Consider the following 11854-nt stretch of genomic DNA (forward strand, 5'->3'; position numbering starts at 1 on the left):
TGTCGTAGGTTGCGGAGCTGTTTACTCCACAACCTGTACATGTGAAGAAGGGCCTCGTGGTGAGCGAGAACAAGAAGCCGAGCGTGTGGGAGGGCTTCAAAGCCTTCCTCATGCGGGGAAATGTCGTCGATCTGGCCGTCGCCGTGGTCATCGGCGCCGCCTTCACCAACATCGTGAACTCAGTGGTGAAGGGCATGATCAACCCGCTCGTCGGAGCCTTCGGCACGAAGGACCTGGACCACTACAGCTCGTGTCTGAAGCCGCCCTGCAAGGTGGCCGAGGACGGCACGGTCACCAGCGGTATCCCGATCATGTGGGGCTCGGTCCTGAGTGCCACGCTGACCTTCCTGATCACGGCGGCCGTCGTGTACTTCCTGATGGTCCTGCCGATGGCGAAGTACCTGGCGCGCCAGGCCGAGCGGAAGGCGGCCAAGGAGGGCGTACAGGAGGTCATGGAAGTGTCGGAGCTGGAGGTCCTCAAGGAGATCCGCGACGCCCTGGTGGCGCAGCGAGGACCGAACCCGGGACCCGACCGCGAGTAGCCGGCCGCCGGGCTCAGATGTGGTGGGGCGGCTTCTCGTCCAGGAAGCGGGCCAGGTCGGCGGCGCTGTCGCCGGTCGAGGCGGGCCGCTCACCCCATCCCCGGTCGGTGTCGTCGGACGACGGCCGCGCCAGCGGATCGTCGAAGACGAGCGCGTCCCTGGGATCACGGTCCCTGGGATCACGCGGCTCGGATGCGGATGCGGTGCTCATGCGTCCAGGGTACGCAGCGGCGGCGTGCGGCGACTCCGCCGCCCGACACCTCCCCGGAGCGGCACCGGTGGGGCGGGCGCTTCTGCTGTGCTGGGGGAATGACCTCCACGCCTTCTCCCGCGCCCGGTCCGGACGACCCCGACCGCCGCACCGCTACCGCCGGGTCCGCCGGACCGCCCGGTGGGGCCGGGCGCCCGATCCGCCCGCTGGTCGCCCGCAGCCGCGAGGAGGGGCACCGGGTCGCCACGCCGCTGGAGCTGTTCTTCGACCTCTGTTTCGTCGTCGCGGTGGCGCAGGCGGGCATGGGGCTGGTCCACTCCATCGCGGAGCACCACACGGGGACGGGCCTGCTCAGCTATGCGATGGTCTTCTTCGCGATCTATTGGGCCTGGGTCAACTTCAGCTGGTTCTCCTCGGCGTACGACAACGACGACGTGCTGTACCGGGTCGTCACGCTGATCCAGATCGCCGGGGTACTGGTCCTCGCGGCGGGCGTCTCGAAGGCGTTCGAGCACGACTACTTCGTCCTCTGGCTCGGCTATCTGATCATGCGGCTGGCACTGGTGACACAGTGGCTGCGAGTGGCGCGGGCCTGCACGGGGGCCGAGCGCCGGATGGCCCTGCGGTACGCGGGCGGGGTGTCGCTGTGCCAGGTCGGATGGCTGTCGCTGCTGTTCCTGCCGGAGGCGGGCCGGGGCTGGGCGTTCCTGGTGATGGCGCTCGCGGAGATCTCCGTACCTGCGTACGCGGAGAAGGACTGGACAACGCCGTGGCACGCGCACCACATCTCGGAGCGGTACGGCCTGTTCACGATCATCGTCCTCGGCGAGTCGGTCGCGGCGGCGACGGTGGCCGTGAAGTCGGCGGTGGTGGAACACGACGCGCTCGGCGAGCTGCTGCCGCTCGCGGTCGGCGGACTGCTGATCGTGTTCGCCGCCTGGTGGATCTACTTCGTGGTGCCGATCCACGGCAGGCTGCGCGGCAACCGGCAGGCGTTCCTGTGGGGGTACGGGCACTATCTGATCCTCGGTTCCGCGGCGGCGATCGGCGCGGGTGTCGAGGTGGCCGTGGAACAGACGGTCGGCGCGGCACACATCTCGCAACTGGCGGCGGCATCCTCGGTGACGATTCCGACGGCCTTGTATCTGCTGACGGTGTGGGCGTTGCACGCGCGGTACTTCAAGGTGGGGATCGCGCAGCAACTGGTGCTGCCGATGGCGACGTTGGCGGTGCTCGCCTGCACGTTCGCGGGCCGGTGGGCGGTCCTGGCGGCGGGCCTGGTCCTGACGGCGACGATCGCCGTGGGCGTGACGCTCACCGCACGGATGTCGACCCGGAACCCCGCGCCCCGCCCCACGTGACACCGCCCGGGCGACACCTCCGGTGTGCCCCCGCGAGCCCGAGCGCCTACGCCCAGGTCCATCCGTCCGCGTACCTGTCCGTCCGATGAGTTTCACCGTTCACCAGAGTCTCCACAGCAAGGCCGAAAAGCGCCGTGAGAGGACCGACGAGAGCACCGGAGAACACGGAAACGACGGCCTGGCGGTCGCCGCGGAAGGGACATGCGATGGGACAACCGGTAGTGCACTTCGAGATCATCGGACGCGATCCGGCGAAGCTCCGCGGCTACTACGGCGAGCTGTTCGGATGGGAGTTCGCCATCGGTGACGCGGCCACCGAAGCCGTCTCCGAACCGGGGAACTACGGATTCGTGGACGGGAAGACGACCGGCGGCATCAACGGCGGAGTCGCCGGCGGCGAAGGCTACGAGGGGAGTGTCCTGTTCTATGTAGGGGTGGACAACGTGGAGGCCGCGCTTGAGAAGGCCGAAAGCCTCGGCGGGAAACGCCGGATGGGCCCGCACGGCACGCCCGGGGTCCTGGTGGTCGGACGGTTCACCGATCCCGAGGGGCATCTGATCGGCGTGGCAGGGCCGGAGTAGCCAGGTCGGACACCGAGGACGGGCACCGCGAGCACGACAGCCGGCGCGGCACCGCGCGTGATACGCACAGTGCCATGACGGATCACACCAAGGACCATGCGACGGCCCCGGTCGACGCGCTGACGGACGTCGCCGGCCTGCGGGTCGGGCACGCCACCCTCACCGGCGGCGGGTACCTCACGGGTACGACCGTGGTGCTGGCGCCGGAGGGCGGGGTGACGGCGGCGGTCGATGTACGCGGCGGCGGTCCCGGCACCAAGGAGACGGACGCGCTCGATCCGCGGAACCTGGTGCAGAAGGTCGAGGCGGTCGTCCTCACCGGGGGCAGTGCGTACGGGCTCGACGCGGCGTCGGGGGTGATGGCCTGGCTGGAGGAGCAGCGGCGGGGCGTCCGGGTGGGCGCCGACCCGGCCCATGTCGTCCCGGTGGTACCGGCCGCGTGCGTCTTCGACCTGGGGCGGGGCGGCGACTTCCGGGCCAGGCCGGACGCGTCCACGGGCCGGACCGCCGTGGAGGCAGCGGCGGCCACCCCGCTCGGGGCGCCGGTACCGGTCGGCACGGTGGGCGCGGGCACGGGCAGCGTGGTCGAACGGCTCAAGGGCGGCGTCGGCACGGCGAGCGTCCGGCTCGCGTCGGGCATCACGGTGGCGGCCCTGGTCGTCGCCAACGCCGCCGGTTCGGCGGTGGACCCGGAGACGGGCGTGCTGTACGGGGAGTACTTCGAAGGCCGGGTGACGTACCCGGCGGAGGGGGTGCACGAGGCTGCGCTGGAGCGGCTGGCAGGGCCGGCACAGCCGGCCGAGCCGGCGGCCTGGACAGCCGACGGGGGCGGGGCGGGTGGGGAGGGGGGAGGGGGAGGGGCCCCCTCCCCCCTGAACACCACCCTCGTCGTAGTAGCCACCGATGCCGATCTCACCCGCGCCCAGGCCCAGAAGTTGGCCGGTACCGCGCATGACGGGATCGCGCGGGCGGTGCGGCCGGTGCATCTGTTGAACGACGGGGACACGGTGTTCGCGTTGGCGACGGGGGCGGTGCCGTTGGCGGAGGGGAATCCGCTGGCGTTGAACGAGATCCTCGCGGCGGGCGCGGATATGGTGACGCGGTCGATCGTGCGGGCGGTGCGCGCGGGGGAATCGGTGACGGGACCGGGCGGGACGTTCCCGTCGTACGGGGAGTTGTACGAGGGGTGAGCGGGGTGTCCAGGTGGGCGGGAGTGCCGTTCGGGGGCGGGTTGCGGGAGGAGTTGGGGTCTCCCAGGCGTTGTCGGCGGTTGGGGAGCAGTCCGCGCTCGCGGGTGTGGCGGGTTGAGCTGGCCGGGGGGTCTGCCGTGGTCAAGCAGATCGTCGGGGGTCCTGGGGCGGAGGATCAGTACGCCCGTGAGGTGGCCGCGTTGAGGCTCGCCGGGCGAGCCGATCCGCCCGTGGTGCCCGCGTTGTTGGGCACCGATCCCGGTGAGCGGGTCTTGGTTCTGGAGCGGCTGGACCATCAACGCCCGTCCGGTGACTGGATGGTCCATTACGCGGCGGCCTTGGCCCGGCTGCATGCCACCGCCGGCCCTGAGGACGTCGGAGTGCTTCCCCGATGGGTGGGTCCGGACGGGGCCGATGTCGATTCGTTTCTGGGTCTTGCGGAGGCTCTGGGGGTGTCCGTCGCGGCTCGTGCGGTCGATGAGTTGGGGGATCTCGTGCGGCGGCTCGCTGAGGCGCCGGGGCATGCCCTTCTGCACGGGGATCCGTGCCCCGGTAACGATCTGCACACCGTCGGCGGGGTCAGGTTCGTCGACTTCGAGCAGGCGTCGCTGGGCAATGGCTTGATGGAGCTGGCCTATCCGCGTATCGGCTTTCCGACCTGCTGGTGTGTGACCGCGGCGTCCGCGCCGCTGCTGGACCGGGCGGAGGCGGCCTATCGCACGGCATGGCGCGCCGCGACCGGTACCGAGGTGCGGGGCGATCTCGTCGATGCGTGTGCCGGTTGGCTGGTGCGGGGCGATGCGCTGGTGGAGAGGGCGCAACGCGGGACGGTCGATCATCTGGCCCGGATTCCGGACCGGGACTGGAAGTGGGGCACTGTCACCGCGCGGCAGCGGCTTGTCCATCGGCTCGGCGTCGTGGGCCGGATGACGGCCGACCGCGCGGACCTGAGTGGTCTGGGCGGTCTCAGTACGGATATGCGTCAACGCATGCTCGCCCGCTGGCCCATGCTGGCGCCGGTCCCGTCGCGGCGTCCGTAGAACCCCCGGCTGAGCGAGTCGGGCGGTCGTCCGCGAGGTCGGGTCACGTCACGGTTCTGAACCGGAAGGAACGGTTCCATGGGGGGAGGGGCTCTCTCTCCATGCCTGGGTAGACCGACCGGGGCAGATGTGAGCAGAGACGACTTCCTGGAGCAGCACGTGACATCGGTGGAGATGGTCGCCCAGCAGCCTGGACCGCGGCAGCCCTCGGGGCGGCGCGCGACGCGTCGGGTGCTGGTGGCGACGGCGGCGTTCGCGGTGGGTGCGCTCGCCCTGTCGGCGTGCGGGGGCAGCGCCAAGGCGGACAACAAGGAAGGCAAGGGGGACGGCAAGGGTGGGGCGGGCACCTCGACGGCGGCGATCACGATCTCGGCGAAGGACGGTTCGACGGGGGCGTCGATCAACGCGACCGGGGTGAAGGTCAAGGACGGCCGGCTGACCGATGTGAAGATGACGGAGTCCGCGTCGGGCAAGGCGGTGACGGGGGCGATCTCGGCGGACGGTTCGGTGTGGAAGCCGAAGGAGCAGTTGGAGCGGGGGACGAAGTACCGGATATCGGCGACGGCGAAGGATGGCGAGGGGCGTCCGTCGGCGGCGAACTCCATCTTCACGACGGTGTCGACGGGCAACAGCTTCATCGGGACGTACGCGCCGGACGGCGGGACGACGGTGGGGGTGGGGATGCCGGTGTCGTTCACGTTCGACAAGGCGATCACCGCGAAGAAGGATGTGCAGAAGAGCATCACGGTGACGTCGAGCAGTGGCCAGCAGGTGGTGGGGCACTGGTTCGGGGCGGACCGGCTGGACTTCCGGCCCGAGGAGTACTGGAAGGCCGGTTCCAAGGTGACGGTGCGGATCGCCCTGGACGGTGTCGAGGGGGCGAACGGTCTCTACGGTGTGCAGGACAAGACGGTGACGTTCACGATCGGCCGGTCACAGGTGTCGACGGTGGACACGAACACGCAGACGATGACGGTCGTACGGGACGGGCGGACGGTCAAGACGATCCCGATCTCGGCGGGCAGCCCGCAGAACACGACGTACAACGGGCAGATGGTGATCGCGGAGAAGTTCCGGCAGACGCGGATGAACGGGTCGACGGTCGGGTTCGGCGGGGAGTACGACATACCGGATGTGCCGCACGCGATGCGGTTGTCGTCGTCGGGGACGTTCATCCACGGCAACTACTGGTATCCGAAGGGGAATCCGCCGTTCGGACGGGCGGGTACGAGTCATGGGTGTGTGGGGCTTGAGGATGTGCAGGGCGCGCAGGGGGCCACTCCGGCGAAGTGGTTCTACGACAACTCGCTGATCGGGGACGTCGTCACGGTGAAGAACTCGCCGGACAAGACCATCGCGCCGGGCAATGGACTCAACGGCTGGAATCTCTCCTGGAGCGACTGGCAGGCCGGCAGCGCCCTCTGAAACAGGGTGCCCGAGGGGCCGTCTGAGGGGTGTAAGGAATCGCACAAGCACCACCCGTCACACGGCAGTTGAGCTGGTCGGGACGAGGGCCGCGCGGGAACTTTCCGCGCGGCCGGTACGTTTTTCTGGTTCCTGGACATGATGTCCGGCCAAGGGGCTACGGTATGCACCCACGAAGTGACATGCAGCGAACACGGGGAGGTGCCTTGAGCGTTCCGTACGAGACAGCGCACGAGCCACCCGAGTCGTCCGAGTCTCCTGAGGAGCATCTCGGCAGGCTCCTCGGGCGTGCTCTGAACTCCTTCGAACTGCCGGACGAGACGATACGGCGCCTCGATCGCGCCTTGGCGCACGACAGTTCGCTGCACTCCGCGCACCACAGCGCGGGTCTGCACCGTGAGACGTACCGGCATACGTGGCTGCTCGCCGACGGGCATGCGGTGACCTTGTGGGAGTTGGTGCACAACACCGGCCCGGACGCCCCGGAGCGGCTGTTGCACGAGGTGTACGCGGACGAGGAGGAGCTGCGGGTCGCGACGTCGCGGCTGCCGTTGCCCGCCGAGACGCCGGACTTCGAGTTGCCGCCGGCGGTCCAGTTGCCGCCGGTGCCGCGCCCCCGGCACGCGTACACACCGGACGATTCGGCGGATCACGCGCGCAGGCTGCTGCGGCGCGCGGAGAACGCGGACCGGCCGGGCGCGGAGACGGCGCTGTTGTTGAGCGGGACGATCGCGCATCAGATAACGCAGGCGTTCGGGCGGCCGTTGCCGAGCGGGGAGAGCACGATCGGCTTCTCGTTGTACGAGCACGCGTTTCTGCTCGGTGACGGAGGCGAGGTCAGCCTGTGGGAGGTCGAGCACACGGCGACGCCGGACGGGCGTCACATGTGCGAGGTCTACGCGAGCGAGGGTGCGGCCCGTGAGGCGATGGGCAGGCGGGCTTCCCGGGCCCAGTAGGCGCGGCGGGCCAGTGGACGTTCAGTGGCCCTTGCCGAACTGGCGTACCAGACCGGCGAAGGCGTCGTGCTCGTGCGGGGAGAGTTCCACGCACTCGACGAGCGGGGGCGACTGGCGGGGCAGGGCGCGCAGGGACCGGGGGTCGGTCATGAGGGCGGCGTGGTCGCGGCTCAGCAGCCTGGCCAGACCGGCGACCCAGAGGACGGACGCCACGACGAGGGCGGCGATGCCGAGCTGCTGGACGATCGACAGATGATCGGACATGCGGCCCAGTAGAACCCATGCCGGGGCATCTCCGACAGGGGTGAAGGGGACTTATGCCTCTCACGTGACGTATCTCGCAGCCGCCCGCCGTCCCCGCCGCCCCCGCCGTCTTCGGGTTCCGTCGCCTTCGGGGCGCCCGGCACTACGCGGCGACGGGCTCCTTGGTCACCTCGGGGGTGGTGGCCGTGGTGGCGGCAGGAGTGGACTTCCGGGTGGTCTTCAGGAGGACGACCAGTGCGGTCGATACGCATACTCCGGCCGCGACGGCCACCAGGTACAGCAGGGGTTGGCCGATGAGGGGGACGACGAAGATGCCGCCGTGCGGGGCGCGCAGGGTGCAGCCGAAGGCCATGGAGAGGGCGCCGGTGACCGCGCCGCCCGCCATCGACGCGGGGATGACCCGTAGCGGGTCGGCCGCCGCGAAGGGGATGGCGCCCTCGGTGATGAAGGAGGCGCCGAGGAACCAGGCGGCCTTGCCGTTCTCGCGTTCGGCGCGGGTGAAGAGCCGTCCGCGTACGGTCGTCGCGAGGGCCATGGCCAGCGGCGGGACCATACCGGCGGCCATCACGGCGGCCATGACCTTGAGGGAGCCGTCGGTCGGGTTGGCGAGGCCGCCGACCGCGAAGGCGTAGGCGACCTTGTTGAGCGGCCCTCCGAGGTCGAAGCACATCATCAGGCCGAGGATGACGCCGAGGATGATCGCGTTGGTGCCGCTGAGGCCCTGCAACCAGTCGGTGAGGGCGCTCTGGAGGGATGCCAGGGGTTTGCCGACGACGAGGAACATCAGGAAGCCGACGATCGCCGACGACACCAGCGGGATGACGACGACCGGCATGATGCCGCGCAGTGGGGCCGGGATACGGAATTTCTGGATGCCGAGGACGACTCCGCCCGCGATCAGGCCCGCGGCGAGGCCGCCGAGGAAGCCGGCGTTGATGGTGACGGCGACCGAGCCGCCGACGAAGCCGGGGACGAGGCCGGGGCGGTCGGCCATGCCGTAGGCGATGTATCCGGCGAGTACGGGGATGAGGAAGCTGAAGGCGAGGCCGCCGACCTGGAACATCAGGGCGGCCCAGCTGGTGTGGTCGGCCCAGGCGAAGTGTTCGGCGACGGAGGGTGCCTTGTTGATCTGGTAGCCGCCGATGGCGAAGCCGAGGGCGATGAGGAGGCCGCCGGCGGCGACGAACGGGACCATGTAACTGACGCCCGACATCAGCCATTTACGGAGCTTTGTTCCGTAGCCGTCGGTGGTGTCGCCCGCGGCGTCCATGGGGGTGCCGGTGGCGGGTGCCGTGGTTTCGCCTCGGGCGGCCTTCTCGCGGGCCTCGGCGATGAGGGTGGCGGGGCGGTTGATGCCCGCCTTGACGCCCACGTCGACGGTGGGTTTGCCCGCGAAGCGGGACTTTTCTCTTACGGGGACGTCGTGGGCGAAGATCACGGCGTCTGCGGCGGCGATGACTTCTGGGGCGAGGCGGGTGAAGCCGGCGGAACCCTGGGGTTCCACGACCAGGTCGATGTTGGCCTCGCGGCCGGCGGATTCGAGTGCCTCTGCAGCCATGTATGTGTGGGCGATTCCAGTGGGGCAGGAGGTGACCGCGACGATACGGAAGCGGGGTTCCGGGACCTCCGGGCTTTCCGGTACCTGGGTCCCGTCACCTTCGGGGTGCCCGGTACTCGGGGCTGTGCCCACGGCAGGTGCGGGGGCAACTGCGGGGGCGGGGGCGGCGGAAGTTGTCGGACCGGTGTCCTCGGTGGGCGGCTGTTCGCCCCTGATCAAGGTCGCCGCCTCCTCCGGAGTCTCCGCTGACCGTAGTGCCGTCGTGAAGTCGGTGTTCATCAGGTGGCGGGCCAGGGACGACAGGATGGTCAGGTGGGCGTCGTCCGCTCCCGCCGGGGCCGCTATCAGGAAGATCAGGTCGGCCGGGCCGTCCGGGGCGCCGAAGTCGATGCCCTGGGCGCTGCGCCCGAAGGCAAGGGTCGGCTCGGTGACGTGCGCGCTGCGGCAGTGCGGGATGCCGATGCCGCCGTCGAGGCCGGTCGGCATCTGTGCCTCGCGGGCCGCGACATCGGCGAGGAAGCCCGCCAGGTCGGTCACCCGGCCCAGGGCCACCATCCGTTCGGCGAGGGCGCGGGCCGCCGCCTCCTTGGTGTCGGCGGACCGGTCGAGATCGAGATCGACCAGGTCGGCGGTGATCAGGTCGCTCATCGCGGGCTCCTTTGCGCATCGTGCACGGGGTGCACATCGCGTACGTCGGTCAGTACGCGGTCCAGCGGCACGTCCGCCGTGACGGTCACGGCGTCGGGCGCGAGGTCGGGGGGTGCGGGCATGACGCTGCCGGGCAGGCGGACCGCGGCGGCGCCGTGGGCGACGGCGGAGGCGAGGGCGCCCGGTCCGGCGCCGCCGGCGATCAGGAATCCGGCGAGTGAGGAGTCCCCGGCGCCCACATTGCTGCGGACGGCGTCGACGGGGGCGCTGCCGAAGTACGTACCGCTGTCGTCGACGAGGAGTTGTCCGTCGGCGCCGAGGCTGGCGAGGACGGCGCCGGCACCGAGCGCGCGGAGTTCCTCGGCGGCCTTGACGGCGTCGCCGATGGTGGCGAGGGGGCGGCCGACGGCTTCGGCGAGTTCCTCGGCGTTGGGCTTGACGACGTCGGGGCGTTCCCGGAGCGCGGCGAGGAGTGCGGGGCCCGAGGTGTCGAGGGCGATACGGGCGCCGGCCGCGTGGGCGCGGGCCACGAGCGCGGCGTACCAGGAGGGGGCGAGGCCGCGCGGGAGGCTGCCGCAGCAGGCGATCCAGGCGGCGCCGGCGGAGCGTTCGCCGACGGTGGTGAGCAGGGCCTCGCCTTCGGCGGCGGTGAGTTCGGGGCCGGGGGCGTTGATCTTCGTGAGGGTGCCGTCGGGTTCGGCGAGGGAGATGTTGGACCGGGTCGGTCCGGCCACGGCGACGGGCGCCACCTCGATCCCCTGGGCGTCGAGGAGTGCGGCGACGAGGGCGCCGGGGGCTCCGCCGAGGGGCAGGACGGCGACGGTGCGGCGGCCGGCGGCGGCGACCGCGCGGGAGACGTTGACGCCTTTGCCGCCGGGGTCCATGCGGTCGGTGGTGGCGCGGACGACCTCACCGCGGTCCAGGGACGGCACTTCGTAGGTGCGGTCCAGAGACGGGTTGGGCGTGACGGTGAGGATCATGCGGGTACCGCTTCCGTGGGGGCCGGCGGGCCGGTGGGTGTCATACGCGGACCACCTCGGGCCCGGTGCGTTCGATCGCGGCGGTGTCGTCGGCGCCGAGGCCGCTGTCGGTGATGAGGACGTCGATGTCGGTGAGGTCGCCGAAGCGGGCGAAGTGTTCCTGGCCGTGTTTGGCGGAGTCGGCGAGCAGGACGACGCGGCGGGCGGCGGCGACGGCGGCACGTTTCACGGCGGCTTCGGCGAGGTCGGGGGTGGTCAGACCGTACGCGGGTGAGAAGCCGTTGGCGGCGAGGAAGAGGACGTCGGCGCGGATCTCGGCGTACGCGCGCAGGGCCCAGGCGTCGACGGCGGCGCGGGTACGGTGCCGTACCCGGCCGCCGACGAGGTGGAGTTGGACGCCGGGGTGGTCGGCGAGGCGGGCGGCGATGGGCAGGGCGTGGGTGACGACGGTGAGCGTCGATTCCAGGGGCAGCGCGGCGGCGAGGCGGGCGACGGTGCTGCCGGCGTCGAGGATGACAGTGCCGTCGGTGGGGAGTTCGGCGAGGGCGGCGCGGGCGATGCGGTCCTTCTCGTCGGCGGCGGTGCCCTCGCGTTCGGCGAGGTCGGGTTCGAAGTCGAAGCGGCCGGCGGGGATGGCTCCGCCGTGCACGCGGCGGACGAGGCCCGCGCGGTCCAGGGCCTTCAGGTCACGGCGGATGGTCTCGGCGGTGACCTGGAAGGTGTCGGCGAGCGACAGGACGTCGACCCGGCCGCCGTCGCGGGCGAGCCGCAGGATCTCCTGCTGACGCTCCGGCGCGTACATGTCCGAGTGCCTCCGTTTCCTGTCTGACTTCTTGCCCGAGGATGCCTGAGGATGCCCGAGCTTGTGGTTTCGGTGGATGTTACGGCGAGGTTCAAGGAAAGTAAACACATCCGGGCATGCTCCAGACATAAACGGAAGTGGGGGGGTGGCGGGGGGGGGTGGGCGGGTGCCGGACAGAAGCACCAGACACAGAGCCCAGGCCCCCCCCCCCCCACCCGGCCCAACCGGGCGGGCCGGGGGCAAATGGCCAACGTGGGCCTGCGAAACGGTAAGAGCGCCGGTAGGCGGAAGGCCGG

Annotated in this window: 12 protein-coding genes; 7 read left to right on the forward strand and 5 right to left on the reverse strand. The window is 70.8% G+C overall.

Annotated features, from left to right (window positions below):
• The first annotated feature begins 56 nt into the window (after positions 1 to 56).
• Positions 57 to 542, forward strand: coding sequence for a large conductance mechanosensitive channel protein MscL (gene mscL, locus ACFVT5_RS10480; RefSeq protein WP_389885225.1), 486 nt, complete (start codon positions 57 to 59; stop codon positions 540 to 542).
• Positions 543 to 555: 13 nt separating this feature from the next.
• Here the strand turns inward: mscL and ACFVT5_RS10485 are convergent, their stop codons facing one another.
• The gene (locus tag ACFVT5_RS10485) at positions 556 to 753 is read right to left on the reverse strand and encodes a hypothetical protein (protein WP_389884005.1); all 198 of its coding nucleotides are present in this window, start codon (positions 751 to 753) and stop codon (positions 556 to 558) included.
• 98 nt (positions 754 to 851) lie between these two features.
• Here ACFVT5_RS10485 and ACFVT5_RS10490 point away from each other — a divergent pair, with 98 nt between their 5' ends.
• From ACFVT5_RS10490 to ACFVT5_RS10515, 6 genes are all read left to right on the forward strand, one after another.
• Positions 852 to 2114: a low temperature requirement protein A gene (locus ACFVT5_RS10490; protein WP_389884007.1), complete on the forward strand. Its 1263-nt coding sequence runs from the start codon at positions 852 to 854 to the stop codon at positions 2112 to 2114.
• Between the two features lie 206 nt (positions 2115 to 2320).
• The gene (locus ACFVT5_RS10495; RefSeq protein WP_389884010.1) at positions 2321 to 2695 is read left to right on the forward strand and encodes a VOC family protein; all 375 of its coding nucleotides are present in this window, start codon (positions 2321 to 2323) and stop codon (positions 2693 to 2695) included.
• A gap of 74 nt (positions 2696 to 2769) precedes the next feature.
• On the forward strand, positions 2770 to 3885 hold the full coding sequence (locus ACFVT5_RS10500; RefSeq protein ID WP_389884013.1) for a P1 family peptidase: 1116 nt from the start codon (positions 2770 to 2772) through the stop codon (positions 3883 to 3885).
• Between the two features lie 53 nt (positions 3886 to 3938).
• Positions 3939 to 4925, forward strand: a complete 987-nt coding sequence (locus tag ACFVT5_RS10505) for a phosphotransferase (RefSeq protein WP_389885228.1) — start codon at positions 3939 to 3941, stop codon at positions 4923 to 4925.
• A gap of 174 nt (positions 4926 to 5099) precedes the next feature.
• Entirely contained in the window at positions 5100 to 6350 is a 1251-nt protein-coding gene (locus tag ACFVT5_RS10510; protein ID WP_389885231.1) for an Ig-like domain-containing protein, read from the forward strand.
• 206 nt (positions 6351 to 6556) lie between these two features.
• A complete protein-coding gene (locus ACFVT5_RS10515) occupies positions 6557 to 7306 on the forward strand; it encodes a DUF6227 family protein (protein WP_389884017.1) in 750 nt (249 codons plus the stop codon).
• A 21-nt stretch (positions 7307 to 7327) separates the two neighbouring features.
• Here the strand turns inward: ACFVT5_RS10515 and ACFVT5_RS10520 are convergent, their stop codons facing one another.
• The 4 genes from ACFVT5_RS10520 to ACFVT5_RS10535 form a co-directional block, all read right to left on the reverse strand.
• On the reverse strand, positions 7328 to 7570 hold the full coding sequence (locus ACFVT5_RS10520; RefSeq protein WP_389884020.1) for a hypothetical protein: 243 nt from the start codon (positions 7568 to 7570) through the stop codon (positions 7328 to 7330).
• Between the two features lie 142 nt (positions 7571 to 7712).
• Positions 7713 to 9776 (reverse strand): fructose-specific PTS transporter subunit EIIC, encoded by a 2064-nt coding sequence (locus ACFVT5_RS10525; protein WP_389884022.1) that lies wholly within the window; start codon positions 9774 to 9776, stop codon positions 7713 to 7715.
• Positions 9773 to 10756, reverse strand: coding sequence for a 1-phosphofructokinase (pfkB, locus tag ACFVT5_RS10530; RefSeq protein WP_389884025.1), 984 nt, complete (start codon positions 10754 to 10756; stop codon positions 9773 to 9775). The genes ACFVT5_RS10525 and pfkB overlap by 4 nt, the downstream gene beginning before the upstream one ends.
• Before the next feature lie 40 nt (positions 10757 to 10796).
• Complete coding sequence (locus ACFVT5_RS10535; protein WP_389884027.1) at positions 10797 to 11558, reverse strand: DeoR/GlpR family DNA-binding transcription regulator; 762 nt, start codon at positions 11556 to 11558, stop codon at positions 10797 to 10799.
• Between the last annotated feature and the right edge of the window lie 296 nt (positions 11559 to 11854).

The organism is Streptomyces sp. NPDC058001, assembly GCF_042886315.1.
Lineage (GTDB): Bacteria > Actinomycetota > Actinomycetes > Streptomycetales > Streptomycetaceae > Streptomyces.

Excerpts from the sequence above, each read along its gene's own strand:
- ACFVT5_RS10500 (WP_389884013.1), top strand. The coding sequence starts at position 2,770 with ATGACGGATCACACCAAGGACCATGCGACGGCCCCGGTCGACGCGCTG.
- pfkB (WP_389884025.1), bottom strand. The coding sequence starts at position 10,756 with ATGATCCTCACCGTCACGCCCAACCCGTCTCTGGACCGCACCTACGAA.
- ACFVT5_RS10490 (WP_389884007.1), top strand. The coding sequence starts at position 852 with ATGACCTCCACGCCTTCTCCCGCGCCCGGTCCGGACGACCCCGACCGC.
- ACFVT5_RS10535 (WP_389884027.1), bottom strand. The coding sequence starts at position 11,558 with ATGTACGCGCCGGAGCGTCAGCAGGAGATCCTGCGGCTCGCCCGCGAC.
- ACFVT5_RS10520 (WP_389884020.1), bottom strand. The coding sequence starts at position 7,570 with ATGTCCGATCATCTGTCGATCGTCCAGCAGCTCGGCATCGCCGCCCTC.
- ACFVT5_RS10525 (WP_389884022.1), bottom strand. The coding sequence starts at position 9,776 with ATGAGCGACCTGATCACCGCCGACCTGGTCGATCTCGATCTCGACCGG.
- ACFVT5_RS10510 (WP_389885231.1), top strand. The coding sequence starts at position 5,100 with ATGGTCGCCCAGCAGCCTGGACCGCGGCAGCCCTCGGGGCGGCGCGCG.
- ACFVT5_RS10485 (WP_389884005.1), bottom strand. The coding sequence starts at position 753 with ATGAGCACCGCATCCGCATCCGAGCCGCGTGATCCCAGGGACCGTGAT.
- ACFVT5_RS10495 (WP_389884010.1), top strand. The coding sequence starts at position 2,321 with ATGGGACAACCGGTAGTGCACTTCGAGATCATCGGACGCGATCCGGCG.